This is a genomic window from Weissella cibaria KACC 11862 (genome assembly GCF_000193635.1).
Lineage (GTDB): Bacteria > Bacillota > Bacilli > Lactobacillales > Lactobacillaceae > Weissella > Weissella cibaria.
Genome location: NZ_AEKT01000029.1, coordinates 1 through 20,093 on the forward strand (window position 1 = coordinate 1; position 20,093 = coordinate 20,093).

Annotated in this window: 18 protein-coding genes, 1 tRNA gene and 1 riboswitch; of the genes, 2 read left to right on the forward strand and 17 right to left on the reverse strand. The window is 45.9% G+C overall.

Going from position 1 to position 20,093, the window contains the following annotated elements; all coding sequences use genetic code 11:
- Positions 1-10 precede the first annotated feature (10 nt).
- From ESE_RS0106170 to ESE_RS0106200, 7 genes are all read right to left on the reverse strand, one after another.
- A tRNA-Gly gene (locus tag ESE_RS0106170) sits at positions 11-82 on the reverse strand.
- A gap of 105 nt (positions 83-187) precedes the next feature.
- The gene (gene queA, locus ESE_RS0106175) at positions 188-1,234 is read right to left on the reverse strand and encodes a tRNA preQ1(34) S-adenosylmethionine ribosyltransferase-isomerase QueA (RefSeq protein WP_010372892.1); all 1,047 of its coding nucleotides are present in this window, start codon (positions 1,232-1,234) and stop codon (positions 188-190) included.
- Between the two features lie 5 nt (positions 1,235-1,239).
- Positions 1,240-2,250, reverse strand: a complete 1,011-nt coding sequence (gene ruvB, locus ESE_RS0106180) for a Holliday junction branch migration DNA helicase RuvB (protein ID WP_010372896.1) — start codon at positions 2,248-2,250, stop codon at positions 1,240-1,242.
- A 22-nt stretch (positions 2,251-2,272) separates the two neighbouring features.
- Entirely contained in the window at positions 2,273-2,872 is a 600-nt protein-coding gene (gene ruvA / locus ESE_RS0106185; protein WP_010372898.1) for a Holliday junction branch migration protein RuvA, read from the reverse strand.
- Positions 2,873-3,181: 309 nt separating this feature from the next.
- A complete protein-coding gene (gene ade, locus ESE_RS0106190; RefSeq protein ID WP_010372900.1) occupies positions 3,182-4,843 on the reverse strand; it encodes an adenine deaminase in 1,662 nt (553 codons plus the stop codon).
- 54 nt (positions 4,844-4,897) lie between these two features.
- Positions 4,898-5,767, reverse strand: coding sequence for an IMP dehydrogenase (locus tag ESE_RS0106195; protein ID WP_010372902.1), 870 nt, complete (start codon positions 5,765-5,767; stop codon positions 4,898-4,900).
- Positions 5,768-5,780: 13 nt separating this feature from the next.
- On the reverse strand, positions 5,781-6,923 hold the full coding sequence (locus tag ESE_RS0106200; RefSeq protein WP_010372904.1) for an IMP dehydrogenase: 1,143 nt from the start codon (positions 6,921-6,923) through the stop codon (positions 5,781-5,783).
- 75 nt (positions 6,924-6,998) lie between these two features.
- A riboswitch (purine riboswitch) is annotated at positions 6,999-7,097 on the reverse strand.
- A 194-nt stretch (positions 7,098-7,291) separates the two neighbouring features.
- Between ESE_RS0106200 and ESE_RS0106205 the strand changes: the two genes are divergently transcribed.
- Complete coding sequence (locus ESE_RS0106205) at positions 7,292-8,518, forward strand: multidrug efflux MFS transporter (RefSeq protein ID WP_010372907.1); 1,227 nt, start codon at positions 7,292-7,294, stop codon at positions 8,516-8,518.
- A 235-nt stretch (positions 8,519-8,753) separates the two neighbouring features.
- Here ESE_RS0106205 and ESE_RS0106215 read toward each other — a convergent pair whose 3' ends face one another.
- The 5 genes from ESE_RS0106215 to ESE_RS0106235 form a co-directional block, all read right to left on the reverse strand.
- Positions 8,754-9,362 (reverse strand): DUF1361 domain-containing protein, encoded by a 609-nt coding sequence (locus ESE_RS0106215; protein ID WP_223822972.1) that lies wholly within the window; start codon positions 9,360-9,362, stop codon positions 8,754-8,756.
- Between the two features lie 77 nt (positions 9,363-9,439).
- The gene (locus ESE_RS0106220) at positions 9,440-10,141 is read right to left on the reverse strand and encodes a YigZ family protein (protein WP_010372912.1); all 702 of its coding nucleotides are present in this window, start codon (positions 10,139-10,141) and stop codon (positions 9,440-9,442) included.
- A 62-nt stretch (positions 10,142-10,203) separates the two neighbouring features.
- Positions 10,204-11,514, reverse strand: a complete 1,311-nt coding sequence (gene obgE, locus ESE_RS0106225) for a GTPase ObgE (RefSeq protein WP_010372915.1) — start codon at positions 11,512-11,514, stop codon at positions 10,204-10,206.
- Between the two features lie 166 nt (positions 11,515-11,680).
- Positions 11,681-13,474, reverse strand: coding sequence for an excinuclease ABC subunit UvrC (gene uvrC / locus ESE_RS0106230; RefSeq protein WP_010372917.1), 1,794 nt, complete (start codon positions 13,472-13,474; stop codon positions 11,681-11,683).
- Between the two features lie 118 nt (positions 13,475-13,592).
- A complete protein-coding gene (locus ESE_RS0106235; RefSeq protein WP_010372919.1) occupies positions 13,593-13,784 on the reverse strand; it encodes a hypothetical protein in 192 nt (63 codons plus the stop codon).
- 185 nt (positions 13,785-13,969) lie between these two features.
- Here ESE_RS0106235 and ESE_RS12550 point away from each other — a divergent pair, with 185 nt between their 5' ends.
- Entirely contained in the window at positions 13,970-14,101 is a 132-nt protein-coding gene (locus tag ESE_RS12550) for a hypothetical protein (protein ID WP_010372921.1), read from the forward strand.
- Positions 14,102-14,144: 43 nt separating this feature from the next.
- On the opposite strand, the gene ESE_RS0106245 is transcribed toward ESE_RS12550, so the two are convergent.
- The 5 genes from ESE_RS0106245 to ESE_RS0106265 form a co-directional block, all read right to left on the reverse strand.
- Positions 14,145-15,386, reverse strand: coding sequence for an ABC transporter permease (locus ESE_RS0106245; RefSeq protein WP_010372923.1), 1,242 nt, complete (start codon positions 15,384-15,386; stop codon positions 14,145-14,147).
- Positions 15,386-16,282, reverse strand: coding sequence for an ABC transporter ATP-binding protein (locus ESE_RS0106250; RefSeq protein WP_010372926.1), 897 nt, complete (start codon positions 16,280-16,282; stop codon positions 15,386-15,388). Before ESE_RS0106250 ends, ESE_RS0106245 begins: the two co-directional genes overlap by 1 nt.
- 142 nt (positions 16,283-16,424) lie before the next feature.
- A complete protein-coding gene (locus tag ESE_RS0106255; RefSeq protein WP_010372929.1) occupies positions 16,425-16,709 on the reverse strand; it encodes a hypothetical protein in 285 nt (94 codons plus the stop codon).
- A gap of 37 nt (positions 16,710-16,746) precedes the next feature.
- Entirely contained in the window at positions 16,747-19,536 is a 2,790-nt protein-coding gene (locus ESE_RS0106260) for an FtsK/SpoIIIE family DNA translocase (protein ID WP_010372933.1), read from the reverse strand.
- Positions 19,537-19,573: 37 nt separating this feature from the next.
- Positions 19,574-20,089, reverse strand: a complete 516-nt coding sequence (locus ESE_RS0106265; protein WP_010372936.1) for a tRNA (cytidine(34)-2'-O)-methyltransferase — start codon at positions 20,087-20,089, stop codon at positions 19,574-19,576.
- Positions 20,090-20,093 lie beyond the last annotated feature (4 nt).

Here is a 20,093-nt window from a genome sequence, read left to right on the forward strand (position 1 = left end):
TGATCTACAAAGCGGACGACGGGAATCGAACCCGCATTCCCAGCTTGGAAGGCTGGAGCACTAGCCATTGTACTACATCCGCATGAGCGCTTTTTATAACTCGTTGCCTCAACGACATAATTTATAATACACACTCTTATGCAAAACGTCAACCCTTTTGTTCAAGTAAAGTTAAAATTAGTTTTTCCTACTTGTGAACAAACATCGCATCCCCGAATGAGAAGAAACGATATTGCTCTGCGATTGCGTGTCGGTAGGCATTCAGAATGTTTTCACGTCCTGTAAATGCAGCGACTAACATAACCAATGTTGACTTAGGCAAGTGGAAGTTGGTAATAAACGCATCAACAACTGTCCACTTGTACCCTGGCTTGATAAAGATGTCCGTCCAACCAGAATCTTCTCGCAACTCACCATTGAATTTTGAACCAATTGTTTCTAAGGTACGAATTGACGTCGTCCCTGTCGCGATAATACGACCACCGTTTGCTTTAACATCGTTCAACGTTTGTGCTGCCTCAGCTGATAGTTGATAGAATTCTGAGTGCATCTTGTGATCTTCGATATTCTCTTCTTCAACCGGACGGAAAGTTCCTAGCCCAACGTGCAACGTTAACTCAACAAGCTTCACACCCTTGTCGGCAGCCTTTTGCAACAATTCAGGCGTCCAGTGTAACCCAGCCGTTGGTGCGGCCGCTGATCCATTTACCTTTGAGTAAACAGTTTGGTAGCGTTCCTTATCATCCAACTTTTCCTTAATATATGGTGGCAAAGGCATCTCACCTAGTGATTCCAAAATTTCTAGGAAAATACCATCATACTTAAACTCGATCATCCGACCACCGTGTTCAAGTTCTTCCGTCACCACTGCGGTCAATTGTCCATCACCAAACGCAATTTCTTGTCCAACTGGGTACTTTTTAGCAGGCTTCACAAGTGTTTCCCATACCTCCCCATGATCTTGCCGAAGTAGCAACACTTCGACGTGACCACCAGTACCGGGACGTTCGCCATACAAACGCGCTGGCAAAACACGGGAATTGTTCATCACCAAAGCATCACCTGGATTAAGATAATCCAAAATGTCATAGAAATGGCGATCGTGTACTTCACCCGTAACTGCATTTAATTCCAGCAGGCGTGAACCATCACGACGTTCCAATGGTGTCTGAGCAATTAACTCATGTGGTAGGTCATAATCAAAATCTTCAAGTGTGTAATGTTCTTCAGTCATTTATTTCAACCCTTCTTTTCAATATAAGGTAAATCCAAGTGTGCATACGCAGCTTGCGTCACGACACGTCCACGAGGGGTCCGTTGCAGGAAGCCGATTTGCAATAGGTACGGTTCATACATTGACTCAATTGTGTCGACTTCTTCACCAATATTCGCTGCAATTGTATTCACGCCGACTGGACCGCCTTGATAAAATTCAATCATCGTGCGTAAAATTTTGTGATCGACTTCGTCTAGACCGGCTTCATCAACTTTCAGCAAATCTAATGAAAAGTTCACCATATCATCGTCAATATAGTCACGATCCTTAACCATCGCAAAATCACGCACCCGACGCAACAAGCGGTTAGCGACACGCGGCGTGCCCCGTGATCGCCGAGCTAATTCAAACGCCCCGTCTGGTTGAATTTCCGTATCAAATATATCAGCTGAACGCTTAATAATTTCAGCCAACTCATCCGTATTGTAATAGGCCATGTGCTCAACAATACCAAATCGGTCACGCAACGGTTGCGATAACATACCAGCACGCGTTGTTGCGCCAATCAAGGTAAACGGTGGCAACGGGAAGTGAATCGGCCGGGCTGTCGGACCTTCGCCTGCAATGATATCAACATAAAAGTCTTCCATTGCCGAATACAGCATTTCCTCTACCGTTTTCGGCATACGATGAATTTCGTCAATAAACAAGACATCGCCGGGCTGTAATTCATTTAATAATGCTAACAAATCACCCGATTTTTCAATTGCTGGTCCGGAAGTTGTCCGTAACCCGACACCCATCTCATTTGCGATAACCATCGCCAATGTCGTCTTTCCAAGTCCCGGCGGTCCATAGAGTAGCACATGATCCAACGGTTCTTCACGCTGACGAGCTGCTTGAATATAAACCTGTAACCGTTGTTTCAAAGGCTCTTGACCAATGTACTGTCGCAACGTACTAGGACGCAATGATTTCTCAATCGACTCTTCGCCTAATTCCGCACTGGTATCACGCAATATATCATCTGCCATTGGATACCATCCTTTCTATCTCTTACTGCAACAAACGCAATCCAGCACTAACATACTCCGCCGTGGTCATTTGCGCTTCCTTAGTCAACACTTTTTCAACCCGCGTAATGTCCTTCTTCGCATAGCCGAGTGCTTCCAGCGCTAATAAGGCATCCGCTAATTCTGGATTATCGCTCGTTTGCTTTTCAGGCAAAACCAAGTTGATTTCAATATCATTATTAAATGGCAAATCACCCAACTTATTTTGCAAGTCCAACACAATTTGTTGGGCAGTCTTCTTACCAATACCCGGGAATTTCGTTAAGAATGTAATATCGTTATCCGCAATCGCTTGAACAAGCCCCGTATGGTCGGCATTCGCCAAAATTGCTAACGCTGACTTCGGCCCAATCCCCGACACATTTAACAACTTTTGAAACAACAACTTTTCATCGGCTGTCAAAAAGCCATACAACGATTGTTCATTTTCACGAATAATTTGTTCCACATAAACCCGTTCTAACTCATTCATTGGAAAAGCATAGGGGTTCGCCACCAAAACACGGTAGCCAATGCCGCCAACTTCAACGACAATATAATTTGGTGCAACTTCTGTTATAACACCGTTTAAATATTCGTACATTTTCGTCGAACCTCGCTTAATTTCTATTTATTAGTATACCAGAAAATTAGGTTATCTCGAATTCCACGCCAAACCTTACGATGTCTTCAGAATAAGAACAGAAAATTCATATTTAATTCACAACTACTGAATATGATAACTATATCGACTTGATATTAATCAGTTGTTCAACCCACGAACGACTGCAAGTCGATTCGTCACCCACATGGCGATTGATTCAGCTTACCCAAGCGAATCTACTCAATTAATATCTCTTATATAACCTACAACAAAAATGGACCTCGTCTTCGTGACAAGGTCCATTTTTGTTTAGTCAGCGTTGATATCAATAAAGTCCCACTTCTCAAAATCAAATAACCCTTGATCCGTAATTTTAAGACTTGGAATAACAGGTAAGGCCATAAACGATAGTGTTTGAAAAATATCGAACGACACATCACTAATAGCGGCCAGACAAGTGTGCAGTGCCTTTGTTTGGGTCACAATCGTCTCAGCTGATGCTGACGACATCACCCCACCGATATCGAGTGGCAATGACGTAACCGTACCATCATCTGACACGACCACCATGCCACCACCCATCGCGATCAATTCTTCAGCCGCTCGCAACATCAAGTCATCTGTGACCCCCGCAATCACCATATTGTGAGAATCGTTTGAAAAAGTCGTTCCAACCGCGCCGTGACGAAGACCCAACCCCCGAATAATACCGACACCATTTCCCAAATCATGATATCGTTCGGCGACCGTAATTTTAGCAAACTCGGCATTCGCAACAAATTGGCCATGCGCATCACGTGGCACCTCAAGAATTGCATGTGTGGTGTCGATATGACCTGGTTTCACATCAATCACATGGGCACGCCCAGTGTCCAGCGGTAACGCTAAGTCCGATGCCTGCAGTGTGACCGTCATTAGGTTCTCAGCAAATCGATTAGGTGTAATTGGTTCGTCAAATGATTGCCACGCACCGCCAACCATAACTGCCTGTGGCGAAAGCGTTGTTAAATCGGCCGTTAGAAACAAATCCGCCTGGTACCCAGCAGCCAAGGCCCCCACATTCTTTAATTGGTGAGCCTGGGCTGCATATAATGTTGCCAAGGTCAGCGCTTGTGTAAGTGGCATACCATGTGCCACCGCTACACGTACACTATGATCAATCGAGCCATTTTCAACAATATCAACACTTGTCTTATCATCCGTTGCAAAGGAGAAACGCTGTTGATTAGTTGCCGTAATTGCCGGTAGAATCGCAACTTCATCTTGTTCAACCGTCCCTTCACGCACAAGTACATGCATCCCAAGATTGACCCGATCAAGCGCCGAGGCAGCATCCGTTGCTTCGTGATCCGTCGAAATCCCCACGGCCCGATAATCAGCCAGTTGCGTCGCTGTCAAGCCGGCCCCGTGTCCATCGACTGGTTTATGTGCTGCCAAAGCATCGGCAATCTTTTGTTGCATGTCAGCATCATGATTAGCTACCGCCGGATAATCCATCACTTCAGCAAGGCCACCGACAACCGCATCTGCATAAAATGGTCGCAAGTCACTTGCGGTTAATTTAGCCCCCGTGCGTTCGAACGCCGTGGCCGGAACCGAAGACGGCAACATCACGTGATAGTTAAATGGTGTTCGCTTTGCTTCATCAAGCATATATTGCACAGCCGCTGCACCAGCCACATTGGCAATCTCATGCGGATCGATGAACGCACGGGTCACACCATGTTGTAACAACACGGTGGCCAAGGTCGTTGGTGCAAAGGTTGTGCTTTCAACGTGCATATGCGTATCAATCAAACCCGGAATAATAAACTTACCAGCGGCATCAAAAGTAGTTAATGCCTCGTACGCCGTTGTGTCACCCCTAAAAACGATTCGGTCTTGCGCAATCCAAAGCGTTTCGGGTTCAAACGTTTGTGAAAATACATTTAATACCTGACCATTAATAATTTTTAAATCGACTGTCGTCATCTTTTCTTCCTTATATACAATAAAGTGCGGTGTCACCACCGCACGTAACGTCACTTAATTTTTAGCGTAGTTTGGCGCATCTTTTGTCAACTCCACATCGTGTGGGTGACTCTCAGCTAAACCAGCCGCCGTGATTTGCACAAATTGTGCTTCTTCACGAAGTTGATTAATTGTCGCCGCTCCTGTGTAACCCATACCAGAACGCAGACCGCCGGCAATTTGGAAAAGATTATCTGTCAGGTCACCCGTCATGATTTGATCATCAACCATCGTGGCAATCGCCCCAGCCGCAATGGCTTTAACAATATCACCTGAGTAACGAATGCCAGCACCCAAGATGACGGCGGCATCAAATTCGGCGGCCAATTCAGCAAATGCCAGCGTTGTTGTCACTGTATAGACCGGTTGGCCTGGTGTAGGCGCCACAACAAGTGCATCGATGCCTGTCGCCAATACCTGGCGGGCAATCGCTTCATCAGCGACTGGACCGACTAAAATTGTCAACGGCGGCACTTGTTGCGCCAGTAACTTGAGTGATTCAATAGCCAAATCAAGTTGATCATCCAATTCGTAATAGATGACGCTTGCGCCAGCCGCATGTAATGTCACGGCTGTTTCAAACGCGTCAGGCGCATTACGGACCGCCACCCCAATTGTCTTCGCCTCATCGGCAGCTCGTAAATCTTGAACATCTTGTAGTTGCGTTTCCCCCGCTGGCAAAATTGCCAGTGCACCGTTTTCTGAAAATTGTTGTGCAACTTGCTTATCAGTCATCGCCGGTGCCCCAATCACTGGCAATGCCAAGGCAACAGTTGGTGACAGCTGCGTTCCCAATACAACCGAATTTGGTAAGACGTCAGATGCACGAGGCACCAACAACACTTGATCCAAACTTAACCCTGTCGTAACCGTTTCTGTCGTCATTTTGATGTTCCCCCTATTGTTCTGCCACGATGCGTGCGACTTGTGGCAAATGCGTGTAATCGATATCAGCCTTATCATTGTGAAGGTGGCCGGCTGTTGCCGCCTGACGAATTGAATTAACACCTGCAGCGCCAAGACCACGTCGAACATCGACCATCACTTGATTTAGGACATCCGTTAGCGCACCCTTGTATGCCGTACGCGCTTCAATCCCTTCAGGAACCATTTTATTTGCTTCATTAACTTCGCCTTGGAAGTAACGATCTTTTGAACCGTTTTCCATGGCAGCAATTGACCCCATCCCACGGTATGACTTGTATTGATAACCAGTGTGTTCATCAGTAAACACCTCACCTGGTGCTTCAAGCGTGCCGGCCAACATCGACCCCAACATGACCGCATTACCACCTGAAATAAGTGCCTTCACAATGTCGTTGGCATCTTTGATACCACCATCCGCAATAATCGTCTTACCATATTGCTTGGCCACTTCAGCTGCTGCCGCAATGGCTGAAACTTGTGGCACACCCACGCCGGCAACTACGCGGGTCGTGCAAATTGAACCCGGCCCGATACCGACCTTAACCACATCGGCACCAGCGTCGTACAACGCTGCTGCACCGGCTGCCGTCGCAATGTTACCCGCAATAATGTTCAACGCCGGAAAGGCATCGCGGACTTCCCGCACTTTGCGCAGCACCCCTTCAGAATGACCGTGGGCTGAGTCGAGCACAATTGCATCAGCCCCCGCATCAACCAACGCACCCACACGTTTGATCGTATCTGAGGTCACCCCAACCGCACCAGCAACCAGTAGGTGACCATTAAAATCAACTGCTGCTTGTGGGTACCGAGCTGGATCAACAACTGCTTGCTTAACTTTTTGTACCTCAGCTACTTGGTCCGCAATGACCATATTCTTGTGTACCACACCCATACCACCAAGCAAGGCAATTTGGGTTGCCAAACGCGCTTCCGTCACCGTATCCATCGCTGCAGACAAGACTGGCATATGCAACTGTAATGACGGCGTTAAATTGGTTGCCAACGAGACATCATTGGCAGGCACAACCTGTGCGTTCGTTGCTAACACTTGCACGTCCTCAAAGGTCAACCCCATTGGAACAAATTTGTTGGTTACACTAAACTGAGACATAAAACCCTCCAAAATTTTTGTAACAAAAAAGCATTTCTGGATACAGTGATCCACAAATGCTTGCAAAGAGAGTCTCTTATTCAGTCATTTGCGGATTGTCGCCACTTTCGGTAGGCGGTAGAAACTCGCTGGCCATTTTCCAGCAATTAAATCTGCAAGTGCAAAAATGATTTTTGTGTAAAAGTTATTGTTCAATATATTACACGTCTTATGAAGGATTGCAAGTGCTGATGCCGAATAAAATCATTTAACTTGCATTTTAAGTTCGGTTAACAGTTTTACATTAGACAATCCGGGTGCATCTTCCGAAAAATAAGCGTACAATTGTCTCTTGGAATTAAATAACTGTGGAAAAAGGAGACTTCTTTATGACCAAGAAATTAGCCGGTCTCCCAACTTGGCAACGTAACCTATTTGTTTTATGGTTCGGTGTCTTTATGACCGGTATCGGATTTAGTGAAGTCTTGCCATTCTTATCACTCTACGTTGATACGCTTGGTAACTTCAGTAAAAATCAGCTCACCTTTTATAGTGGACTAGCTTTTGCCATCACTTTTTTGATGACAGCGATTGTGTCACCGTTCTGGGGTAAGTTAGCAGATAGCAAAGGACGTAAGTTAATGCTCCTGCGCGCCTCACTTGGTATGGCCATCGTGTTTCTGCTCATGGGACTTGCCCAAAACATTTGGCAATTAGTGTTCCTGCGGGCTTTGCAGGGGTTATTTGGTGGTTTCGTTTCAAACGCGAATGCCATGATTGCAACGCAGACCCCGAAGGAACGTTCAGGGTACGCCCTTGGTATGTTAGTGACTGGGGTAACCGGTGGTCAACTACTTGGCCCATTCATCGGTGGTATCTTAGCATCCGTGGTAAGCTATCGCGTTTCATTTTTTATTACTGGTATTATTTTCTTACTTGTTTTCACCTTAACGTTAACGCTCGTTAAAGAGGAGTTTACACCTATTGAACGCGGTGCTTCACCATCACGCAAAGAAGTTTTCAAACTACTCCCCTTCCCTAAACTGACAGTTGGTTTATTTACCACAACTTTCATTATCCAAACAGTTAATCTGTCAATCAGTCCAATTGTTGCCCTATTTGTACGTGAGTTGAATCACGGGGCTGGTAGTACAACCTTCCTAGCAGGTGTTGTCGCAGCCATGCCTGGTATCGCAACCATGATTGCGGCACCGCGATTTGGTCGTATTGGGGATCGCATCGGTACACACCGTATGATTATGATTGGTTTCGTCCTAGCATTTATCTTTATGCTCCCAACCGGATTTGTCACAACCGTCTGGCAACTTGCCATCATGCGTTTCATGATTGGAATCTCTGATGCCACCATGTTACCAGCGGTTCAAACCATGTTGACGAAATCAACGCCGCGTGAAATTACATCACGTATTTTCGCTTATAACCAGTCATTCCAGTCATTAGGGGCCGTTGCTGGACCAATGCTTGGTACGGTGATTGCAAGTGTGCTAGATTACAACGGGATTTTTATTTTCAGCGCCTTCTTAATTGTGCTGAACGCCATCCTATTCTTTATCCGTACGCGTTTCCTACGCGCCGGTGGCAGTCTAGATGACTAAGTTACTCAAAAAGAGGCTGGGACAGAAGTCTCTGTCTCAGCCTCAAAAGCCGCCAATCTCCCGATTTGAAATCGGAGGATTGGCGGCTTTTAAACGTGTTCCGAAAGGCTGAACCCTTAATATAACGCCATTTGACCCACTCATGCCTCTACGCTACGCTCCAAGGCATAAGCAGGTCAAACAACGTTATCATCGGGTCCAAAGCGCCTTTCGTCTCACTCTCTTTTTGAGTAACTTACATTTTTCGTAAGACGTGATACATCAGCAAAATAGCCAACTGTAACGCACCAAATGACACCACGAAGACCAGACTATGCGTGGTAAACGCCTGGGCAACCTGCGTTAGGACACCATGCATATCCGTGACTAACTCCCAAGAATTTAATCGTAGGAAACGACCCAAATAAATACCAAAGGCCGATAGCAAGGACAAGCCTGCATAAAAAGCCAACGTCTGTAATGATTTTTTCTCACCAAAATACGCGATGGCCACCGCGTGAGCTGACGACATGCCAAACAGCATCCCCATCAAAACACCACTAGCCAGGATTGCATAGTTAAAAAATTGGGTTTCCGTCATTAAACCAGTCCCAATTGATGACAAGTGACTAAAATCAGTCACCATGTACATCGTATTCGGGAAGAAAACCAACCACGCCGCCGTCAATCCCCATTTCAGCCAACGTGTTGATTTTGTTGCGCGAATCCATAACGCCAAATCAAACGGCACAATGGCCAAAAAGACGTTCCAAATTAGAAAATTAAAGTTTGTCGGAAAATACCAAACAACCAGCATGAAAGCCAGTACCAGCACATGGATTTCCAAAATATTCCGCTTCAACACGTTCACCACCTCATGAATTACCTCATGAAAATTATTATACGTCAGCTAGCTTAAATGCGATATAGGGAATTAGTCGCTTACTTCAACGAAGACGTTTGCGCCGTCACCCGTTTATCGTATGGCACTTCGAACAAATCAATTTCACCAACTGTTAGGTCCGCTTGACCCGCCAACAAATCTTGCACTGACGTCTCAAATGCGTCCGTCGCGTCATCAGCCACTGGCACAGTCACTGTTACCCCGGTATCGTACTGCGTATCCAGGATTGTAAACTCATGCTGTTCAAGCCAATACTTGAGCGACTCGTAATTCTTATAGTCGACCCGAATTGACATTTTGTGGCGTTGAATGCGTTCCACTAGTCCCAATTCGGCAATGCCGCCAGCCACCGTACCGGCATACGCGCGGACAAGACCACCAGCCCCTAATTTGATGCCACCGAAATAGCGGGTCACGACCGCCACAATATCATGCACCTCGTTATTTTTAAATACTTCAAGCATCGGCACCCCAGCCGTACCAGCTGGCTCACCATCATCAGAGTAGCGTTGTACTTGGTCGCGCTCCCCCAACATATACGACCAAACATTGTGTGTGGCCTTATTATGCTCTTTGTTAATGCGATCAATAAACGCACGGGCATCCGCTTCCGTTTCAACACGAGCCATGTTAACAATGAAGCGCGACTTTTTAATTGTTTGTTCCCACGTATATTCTGACGCGGCAATGGTAATGTATTGATCCGTATTCACAATATGTTCAGTCTGATTTCCTGCCATAATGATTACCTCGTTATTAAACAATAAAAAGCCAGATGCCGGCATCTGGCTTTTTACTTATCTTACTCTTCGAATTCGAACTGGAAGTCCAAGATTTGAACAGTGTCACCACCACGGGCACCAGCATCACGCAATGCCTCATCAACACCCATAAAGCGCAATTGACGAGCAAAACGCATCATTGATTCCGTGTAGTTGGTATTCGTACGCTTGAACAAGCGCTCGATTTCATCACCGTAAAGTACCCAAACACCATCTTCATCACGATCGATTTCGAATGGTGTCCGTTCCTCAGAGAACTCGTACAAAGCTGACTCCGTATCATCAGGCTCCATGCCCTTAGGAATAAAGGCTGGCGTCTCGTCCAACAAGTCGGCTGTTCGTTGCATGAGTGGCTCCAATCCTTGGCGCGTCAATGATGAAATTGGCATAATTTCAACATCGTCTGGCACATTTGGATCCGCAGCTAACTTCTCTTTGAATGTCGCCAATGTTTCTTCGGCATCAGGCATATCCATCTTCGTTGGGACGATAATCTGTGGTCGTTCCAACAAAGCTGGATCATACTCTGCCAATTCATTGTTGATCTTCAAGAAGTTCTCGTAAGGATCCTCTTCTGGATCGATACCTGACATGTCGATCATATGCAAAATAACACGCGTACGCTCAACGTGACGTAGGAATTGAATTCCCAAACCGACACCTTGTGACGCACCCTCAATCAACCCAGGCAAGTCAGCCATAACAAAGTCACGACCATCTTCCAAACGAACCATCCCCAAGTTAGGGACCAACGTCGTAAAGTGGTACGCTGCAACCTTTGGCTTCGCAGCCGTTACAACTGACAACAACGTTGACTTTCCAACAGATGGGAACCCAACTAGACCAACATCAGCTAGCACCTTCAATTCAAGGGCGATATCCAATTCTTCACCAGGCTCACCGTTTTCGGCGATTTCAGGCGCTGGATTTGTTGACGAGGCAAAACGCATGTTACCACGACCACCACGACCACCTTGGGCAACTACCAAACGTTGACCTTGCTCAGTCAAGTCGCCAATGACACGACCTGTTTCAGCTTCAGTAATCGTCGTTCCTTGGGGTACCTTAATAATCAAATCATCAGATGACTTACCCGTCATCCCCTTAGTGGCACCGTTACCACCAGGAGTTGCCTTAAAGTGGCGCTTGTAACGGAAATCCATCAACGTACGCAACCCTTCATCAACTTCCATTACAACTGATCCACCGTGACCACCGTCACCACCAAATGGACCACCCATATTAATATACTTTTCGTGACGGAAAGAAACGGCACCATCGCCACCCTTACCGGCTTTCACAAAAATTTTAACTTGGTCGACAAACGCCATGGTTTATGACCTCACTTTCTTTTTTAAGCTCTTACTCTATAATAGACCAGCTCACCAGACCGATTCACGCGAACAGGACAAGCTGGCACGCCAAGCACAAATTCCATTGTAACAGGCGTATTTTGTCGCTTATCATTTTACAGTAATTGCGCGGGTTTGACCACCTTTAATCATCAGCATGCTGAATTGCTTGCAACGAAATTTTGATTGCATTAGCCACTTTTTCAGAGACACCCACTTCTCGCAGGTCCGCTATCGAGGCGTTCGCAATCTTATTTAATGAGCCAAACTTAGCCAATAACTTCTGACGTGTCTTTGGACCAACGCCGGCAATTTCATCCAATTTTGAACCCAAAGAACTTTTAGACCGTAATTGTCGGTGGAACGTAATCACAAACCGGTGCACTTCATCCTGAATCCGTTGCAACAAGAAAAAGCCTTGTGACTTTGGATCCAAGTTCACGTGGGGCTCACCCTCTTCACGCAACAAGTCCGCTGTTTTGTGCTGATCGTTTTTCACCATGGCTGCAACCGGAATATCAAGGCCCAATTCGTCCTCAATGACTTCCCGGGCAGCGTTCAACTGAATGACACCCCCGTCCATCAAAATCAAATCTGGCATCTCAGCGTGTTCCTTCAACAAACGGGTATACCGACGCCGAATGACTTCCATCGTTTCAGCCCGTTCATCCGCATGCTCGACTGTCTTGTTTTTGTACTTACGGTACTTATTTTTATTAGGGACACCATCCTCAAAGACGACCATCGCAGATACCATTTCGGCCCCTTGCGTGTGCGAGTGATCGAATGCCTCAATGCGGTGAATTTCAGGGATCCCCAATGCATCCGCAATTTCTTGCATAGCACCACTTGTCTTTGATTCATTCATTTCCATCAAACGGAACTTTTCATCCAACACAATCTTTGCATTCTTCTCAGCCAAATCTAGCAAATCACGTTTTTCGCCACGTTGCGGCGTCCGTACTGGCACGTGCAACACATCCGAAATCATTGCTTTATCAACCCCGGCCGGCACCAAGATTTCTTTTGGCAACACCGCATTTTTCCGATTATAGAACTGCAAAATAAAACTGGTCATTTCTTCTTCAGCTGACTCCACAATTGCAAACGTCCGCTTCTCACGTTTCATCAGTCGCGCTTGACGTACGAAGAAGACCTGAACAGACAACCACCCCTTATCCATATAGAAATTAAACAAGTCTCGTGGTGTACCGTCCTTGGAAATAATCTTTTGTTTCTCAACCGTCGTTTCGATAAACTTCAACTGATCGCGTAAATCAGCCGCCCGTTCGAATTCCAAATTCTCCGAAGCTGTGTTCATCTTCTCATTCAGGACCTTCGTCACTTCTTTTGTATCGCCATCCAAGAAGTGTTGGATCTTTTTAATTTGGTCCAAATACTCTGTAAATGGGACCTGACGATAGCAGGCACCCAAGCATTGTCCCATGTTAGCGTACAAGCAAGGGCGCCCTTGATAACCATTACAACGCCGGAGTGGGTACACCTTTTGCAAGAAGTGTAACGTTTCCTGGGCAGCGTAGACGTTTGGATACGGACCAAAGTACTGCGCACCATCCTCCTTAACATCGTTTGCCAACTCCAATTTTGGATCGGCCTCATGGGTAATTTTAATGTAAGGGTACCCCGTCCCACGCTTCAAACGAATGTTGTAATAAGGTTGGTACTTTTGAATCAAGGTGATTTCAAGGAGCAAGGACTCTTTTTCAGAGCTTGTCACAATAAAATCAAAATCCGCGATATTCTCAACCAACTGCGCCGTTTTACCAGTGTGTTCGCTCTTAAAATACGACCGTACACGATTTTTTAGATTCTTCGCCTTACCAACGTAAATGATTTTGCCGTTGATATCTTTCATTTGATATGAACCCGGCAAATCTGGTAACAAGGCTAACTTTTGTTCAATATGTTCTGACGCCATTCGCTTTTCCTTTCGACAAATATTCCTTTCTTATTATACGCCGACATTCGGTTTAATTTAACCCCAGACATTTGGACAAAAAAACGCACATCCTTGGTTAGGACGTGCGATTAGGTCATTATTTTGTTCGGTAAACGTAAACGCTGATTGCAGCAACCGTCAGTAAAACACCAGCCATGGCAATTAACATATCCGTGTTGCTTGGCGTGGGCATTGCAGCAGTGCTTGCCGCAAACCCTTGTTCCGTCAATCCCCACACGCCAGCAATCGTCGCGACCATCATTAGTGCCATCTTTTGTACAGCCTTCATTATGTTGTTAGTCCTTTTCTTATATAATCATCACTTGCAAGAACTTATCTTACAGGGCGAGTATGATTGAATTATGAATTTGTAACCGTTATCATTTTTGTGAAAAGTCGTTATTTGGCATCCATAAAGTCCCAATTAAGTTAACGTGTTATACTAGAGGTAATATTTTAACTGGGGGTGCTACTATGCCATTGCAAACAAAGCGAACTGATGAACTAAGCAAGCAATTTGATGATTTATTCGTCATGCCTGATGTCAAAGACGACAACAAGGATCGTTTTTTGGGTAAGAAGGACGAAGAACAACTAAAGCGTTAACAAAAAAGGAAGTACGTCAATATTGACGCACTTCCTTTTTTGTTTAATCCTTCGTTTTGACAAACAATCCCTTCAAGCTGCTTAAAGCCGCCTTAGTGATATTACCATCACTGTAAGTCAGCACGTTGCGCTTATAAACACGCAAACCAAACCGGCTTAGGAAAATCAAAACAATTAATTCTAATACCAATGCAATGGCGGCATCCCCCATCGTTGCATATTGCAGTCCCAACCGAGCTGGCATCAAGGTTTGAGAAATAAATGGCACGAATGACAAGACGTTCAAGAACGTATTGTGCGGTTGACCTGACAACGTAAACGTCAAGACGTACCCAATCATGGCGACGTAAGTCATTGGCGCAACAGCTTGTTGCACCTGACTCTGGTCATTAACCATTGCCGCCAGAATCGCCGTCAAAACCATGTACATGAAGATGGCTACCAGAGCAAGCAACAACGACATAATGGCGAAGCCCATATCAACACCGGCCAGTAGGCTCTTAACCATCTTTAAATACTTATAATGTGGCGCAAACACGTTCACAACTAACCCTGCTACCACGTACAAGGCCGCATGAGTAATCGCTAACAAAGCAATTCCGGTTAGCTTACCGAAAAACTGCACCGCTGGTGACGTTGCGGATAGCAAGATTTCCATAATACGTGATGACTTCTCATTCGCTATTTCTTGTGCAATCATGCTGACGTATGACGTCAAGAACACGAAAATCAAAATTCCTAAAGCTGAGGCCAAGGCATAATTAGCTGTATCCGCTGCGGCACCGCCACGGGTTTCACCCTTGTCACTTTGAACTTTCGTGGTCAAAGTTGGTGGCGTCATCAATGTCTGTAGTTCAGTTGGTGACAACTTCATTGCCGACGCTTTCGCCAGCATCGTGTACGTATTCAGTGACGCCTTCATTTTTGTTTCAGAAACAGATTGCCCATCTGCAGAATTCACCAATTCATACTTTTGATTGGCAGTTGCTAAATAGGCATCCAGCTTCCCTTTTGTCAATTCTCGCTTTGCCTGTTTTTCGTCAGTCACATTTTTAACTTTGATGTCAAAGGCATCATCTTTTTTTAAATATGTCGCTAAGGCTGGTTCATTCACTACCCCCACAACAGGTGTCTTATGACTCTGAGTGGCGGTAATAATAAACGAAATACCAGCAATCACTAACAAAATTAGCATTGGTGCTAAGACCAATGACCAAAAGCCGACCGACTTAATCCGCGTTTTATACGTCTGACGGGCGACTAACATTAACTGCTTGGCTGTCATTATGCTTGCCCTCCTTGTACTTCGCGACGGAAAATTTCGTCCAATGTCGGTGGTTGTTGCGCAAAGACTGGCACATACCCATCTTGGGCAACCAACTGAAAGACTTCGCGGCCAACCGCTGCGTCAGTTAATTGCAGATGACGGCCAGGTCCCTGTGGCGTAATACTTTTCACGCCGGCAATCTCACGCAACTCAGCATCCGTAGCCGGTGACTCCAAATAAATTTCAGTTCGCCCAAACGATTCGCGGATTGCATTGGTGTCACCGTGCAACACCGTCTCACCATGACGGAGCATCGTCAGTTGATCAGACAATTTTTCGACACCGCTCATATTGTGTGAACTAAAAATAATCATGGCCCCCTCATGCTTCAGGCGCATAATTTCTTGCATCATCAACTCCGTATTGACCGGGTCCAACCCCGTAAACGGTTCGTCTAAAATCAAAAAATCCGGTTCGAAAATGACTGTCGCAATCAATTGTACTTTTTGTGCATTACCCTTCGATAGTTTTTGCACCTTGTCACTTGGCTTACCCACCACATCAAGACGTTTCATCCAATCGACTAAGGCTGATTTGGCATCAGACCGTTTCATCCCATGTAACTCGGCAAAATACATGACTTGTTCTTCAATCGTCAATTTCTGATATAAGCCACGCTCTTCAGGCAAAAAGCCGATGCGCTGCTTGTCTGTCGCGGTAATGGCATGACCATCCCAGGTCACCGCACCCGAGGTCGGCTCAATAAAATCCAAAATCATGCGAAAAGTCGTCGTCTTACCAGCCCCGTTTTGGCCAATAAGCCCCATGACTTCACCAGGATTCAGACGCATATTCATATCCTGAACCGCAATTTTATCACCAAACTGCTTGTTCAGATGTGTTAATTCAATCATCACTGTCCCCATCCTATATTCTGTTACTGACATTGTACCTAATTTTTATCGCATATGGGCCGTTCTTAATATTTAGTTGAGATTTTCCGAATTTCGGCAACAAAAAAACGTCCACTGTCATCACACAGTAGACGTTTCAAGTTTAACCCCAGTTAATTTCGTCACGTTGGACAAGTTGGAAATCAATATCCGCCATGCGCCCGCGACCGGTTGGGTTTTGACCATGCACTTGCAAGTAGAAACGGGCATCATCATCAGCGCGCATTTCCGTAGCTGGCACAACCACATCGTGATCGTAGTGCAATTGGAACCCATTCAACTCAGGAATAAAAGTATATAAACGACCGACATCAACGTCGAAATCCTTGCGGTACATTGCAACAAGCTCTGTGCCCTGCAATGGCGCTGTTAAATCATAGCGAATCATTGGATTGCCCCCTGATTAATTTTCTTTAGCGCTATTATCACGCGTTTTTACGGAATCGGTCAAGCATTTCGGGTGTAAAACGCAATTCACGTGGCTTAGAACCATTTGCTGGTCCAACCAGTCCACGATCTTCCAACGCATCCACGATACGACCAGCACGATTGTACCCCATGCCAAAGTGACGCTGAATTGATGAAGTTGAGGCACCGCCGGCACGAAGGATAAATTCGAGTACTTCGTCCCATTTTTCATCCAAATCGTCGGCACCATCACCACCATTTTCAAGCGCTTGCACTTCTTCATCGGAAACCGTCATGCTGTCATCGTACTGCGCTTCACCTTGATTCTTAATAAAGTCCGTCAACGCTTCCACGTCTTCATCCGTCAAGAACGCGCCTTGCACACGTTGTGGTCCGTTCGAACCAATTGGCGCGAACAGCATATCACCACGACCTAACAACTTTTCAGCCCCGTTACTATCCAAAATCGTCCGTGAATCAACCCCGGATGACACGGCAAACGCCATACGTGATGGTACGTTCGCTTTGATCAAACCAGTAATGATATCAACGGATGGCCGTTGCGTTGCGACAATCATATGGATTCCCGCTGCACGCCCAAGTTGTGCAATACGCACAATCGCATTTTCGACATCGCCAGACACCGTTGATGTCATCATCAAATCGGCCAATTCGTCGATGATAACAACCAAATAAGGCATCTTTTGCAACACTGTACTTGGGTCGCTCGCATTTTGTTTTTCAACAAACCGATTATACCCATCAATGTTACGAACACCTTCTTCGGCTAACAGCTTGAAACGGCGGTCCATTTCAGCGACCACTTTCTTCAAACCGAGCGACGCCTTCTTTGGATCCGAAATCACCGGTGTAATCAGGTGGGGAATATCATTATAGACTGACAACTCAACCTTCTTGGGGTCCACCAGCATCAAACGGACCTGTGACGGCTTTGCTTGTAGCAAAATTGACGCCAAGATACCGTTAATCGCCACTGACTTACCTGATCCAGTTGAACCGGCGATCAGCAAGTGTGGCATCTTCGTCAAGTCCAACTTCACGACACCACTTGTGACGCCGCGACCAATTGGTACAACCAATGGTTTCTCCGTATCGACACCAGCTTCTTCAACCATGTCCCGGAAACCAACCGTTGCCTGTTGGTCATTCGCCACTTCAATACCAACGACGTTTTTACCTGGAATTGGTGCCTCAATACGCAGTGACTTTGCCGCTAGGGCGAGCGCCAAATCGTCAGCTAAGTTTTGAATCTTCGACACCTTGACACCAACTGCTGGTTTAATTTCATATTGGGTTACCGTTGGTCCCAACACAACCTTTTCAACCGTGGCATTGATGTTAAAGCTCTTCAATGTTTCATGTAAAATACGCGCCTTTTCATTTAGCGCATCACGTTCAGCAGATTGGTCGGTTGACCCAATGTGTTGCAACAACTCAGTGGTTGGTAAGACGTAATCCTTATCATCAATCACCGTCACCAACCCTGACGCATCAACATCTGCCTTGGGTTCTGTGATTGTTGACGGTTCGACGTGCCCGACACCGGCTTGATGCGCTTGTGTCTTTGGTGATGTTGCTTGATTGCTGTGACCCAAGATATCTGCGTGCGTCAATGGCGTTTCTTGTCCCGGTAGTAAGTCGTCATCCGGTAAGTCCGCACCAAAGACAACCGGTGCAATTTCTTCATGTTCTGACTGAATGACCGCATTCGGATCGAAATCAGGGTCAAAACTCATTGACGCCGCTGGTGCATCATCAAGCGATGGTATAGGCACTTGGGTCAAATCAGGTTCAGGCGCTGGCGCAGTTGCACTAGGCGTAACTGGCGCCGGTACCGTTGGTGTCGTTTCATGATGTGGCATAGGGGCCACAATTTCTGGCATCTTGAACTCTGTCGCCGTCGCTTCAGCCTCAGCAGCATCCGCCAACACATCTTGTGGTGACTTTGCTTTCCTCGTTGCCAATTTAACGGGTTGACTAGCATCCGCTTCCGGCACAACACCAGCTAACTTAGCTGCTTTATCACTCTCCGACGCAAACGGGTCATCATTGAAGAAATCATTCATCGCCGTACGCTGTCGATCGCGGAACCCTTCAATTGACTCCGTGACCTTTTCATGTGCTGTCGTCGCCTGCGTTTGCACAAAGTCACCTGTACCTTCAGCTAACTTAAAGAAGTTATCAAAGACCTCGCGCAATGGTAAGTTAAACATCACCACTAAGCCGATAATTAACAACACAATGGCAATTAACCATGAACCAAAATTAGACGATGCTATGTAAGTTGCGCTGTATAACACCGCCCCAATTAAGCCACCACCAACGGGTGTCGTGACAGCATGATTATTGAGATCTTGATTAATCAATGTCTGAATAACCTGCGTATAGTTGTTGTGGACGTTCATCTTGTTGAACAACAAAATTGATCCGACCAACATGATACCTAGATAAAATAGGCCAAAGCCAACATAATGTTGCCACTTAAAACGTCGTGGCCACTGGCCATAGGCAAGCACCACGAGAAATGGCACGAGCAAGACCAGTAGCAAAAATTGGTATGAGCCACCAACAATCAGGCGCACCATATTGGCAATAAACTTACCCACCAAACCAACTTTGGCAATTGCAAGGACGGCCAACAGACTAGCAAACAAGCCTAAGAATTGGGGCCCACGATCCTTCAACCAGGTCATTGTGTCATTACTAGCCTTTTTTCGAGGGGCCGGCTTTTTGCGGGGCCGTGCTTTTGCCTTGGAGGCGGGACGTCTTTTAGTCGTCGCTGCCATCGCAGCCTCCTTTCTTAAGTAAATAATTATTCATTTATTACTTTAACTTGTCGTAATCATATTCGTGCGTCAAATCAAGATTTGGGAAACCTTGTTGGCGCAACGTTTCATAGATAATAATGGCAGCCGTGTTCGACAAGTTCAATGACCGAATATGTTCGTCATTTTGTGGAATACGCAAGGCCTTCTCAGGATGTTGCTTCATGAATGGCTCTGGCAAACCGGTCGTTTCCTTACCAAACAAGAAGTAATAATCGTGATCAGGATTCGTGTAATCTGCCTCGTGATAAGCCCGTGGCGCAAACTTAGAAATCAAGAACAATTCATCCGTGTCCTTAAGCGTTGCCATAAAGGCTGGCAAATTCTCGTGGACCGTAATGTCAACTGTATCCCAGTAGTCCAACCCGGCACGCTTAACGTGCTTATCATCCAACTTAAATCCCAATGGTTCAATCAGGTGTAATTTCGTGTTCGTTCCCGTTGCCGTACGGGCGATGTTTCCAGTATTTGCTGGCATCAATGGCTCAAACAATACAATATGATTCGTGCTCATGATA

What these genes read in the sequence shown, in the direction of transcription:
- queA (WP_010372892.1), bottom strand. Translation starts at nt 1,234, where the DNA reads ATGACTGAAGAACATTACACACTTGAAGATTTTGATTATGACCTACCA.
- ruvB (WP_010372896.1), bottom strand. Translation starts at nt 2,250, where the DNA reads ATGGCAGATGATATATTGCGTGATACCAGTGCGGAATTAGGCGAAGAG.
- ruvA (WP_010372898.1), bottom strand. Translation starts at nt 2,872, where the DNA reads ATGTACGAATATTTAAACGGTGTTATAACAGAAGTTGCACCAAATTAT.
- ade (WP_010372900.1), bottom strand. Translation starts at nt 4,843, where the DNA reads ATGACGACAGTCGATTTAAAAATTATTAATGGTCAGGTATTAAATGTA.
- ESE_RS0106195 (WP_010372902.1), bottom strand. Translation starts at nt 5,767, where the DNA reads ATGACGACAGAAACGGTTACGACAGGGTTAAGTTTGGATCAAGTGTTG.
- ESE_RS0106200 (WP_010372904.1), bottom strand. Translation starts at nt 6,923, where the DNA reads ATGTCTCAGTTTAGTGTAACCAACAAATTTGTTCCAATGGGGTTGACC.
- ESE_RS0106205 (WP_010372907.1), top strand. Translation starts at nt 7,292, where the DNA reads ATGACCAAGAAATTAGCCGGTCTCCCAACTTGGCAACGTAACCTATTT.
- ESE_RS0106220 (WP_010372912.1), bottom strand. Translation starts at nt 10,141, where the DNA reads ATGGCAGGAAATCAGACTGAACATATTGTGAATACGGATCAATACATT.
- obgE (WP_010372915.1), bottom strand. Translation starts at nt 11,514, where the DNA reads ATGGCGTTTGTCGACCAAGTTAAAATTTTTGTGAAAGCCGGTAAGGGT.
- uvrC (WP_010372917.1), bottom strand. Translation starts at nt 13,474, where the DNA reads ATGGCGTCAGAACATATTGAACAAAAGTTAGCCTTGTTACCAGATTTG.
- ESE_RS0106235 (WP_010372919.1), bottom strand. Translation starts at nt 13,784, where the DNA reads ATGAAGGCTGTACAAAAGATGGCACTAATGATGGTCGCGACGATTGCT.
- ESE_RS12550 (WP_010372921.1), top strand. Translation starts at nt 13,970, where the DNA reads ATGCCATTGCAAACAAAGCGAACTGATGAACTAAGCAAGCAATTTGAT.
- ESE_RS0106245 (WP_010372923.1), bottom strand. Translation starts at nt 15,386, where the DNA reads ATGACAGCCAAGCAGTTAATGTTAGTCGCCCGTCAGACGTATAAAACG.
- ESE_RS0106250 (WP_010372926.1), bottom strand. Translation starts at nt 16,282, where the DNA reads ATGATTGAATTAACACATCTGAACAAGCAGTTTGGTGATAAAATTGCG.
- ESE_RS0106255 (WP_010372929.1), bottom strand. Translation starts at nt 16,709, where the DNA reads ATGATTCGCTATGATTTAACAGCGCCATTGCAGGGCACAGAGCTTGTT.
- ESE_RS0106260 (WP_010372933.1), bottom strand. Translation starts at nt 19,536, where the DNA reads ATGGCAGCGACGACTAAAAGACGTCCCGCCTCCAAGGCAAAAGCACGG.
- ESE_RS0106265 (WP_010372936.1), bottom strand. Translation starts at nt 20,089, where the DNA reads ATGAGCACGAATCATATTGTATTGTTTGAGCCATTGATGCCAGCAAAT.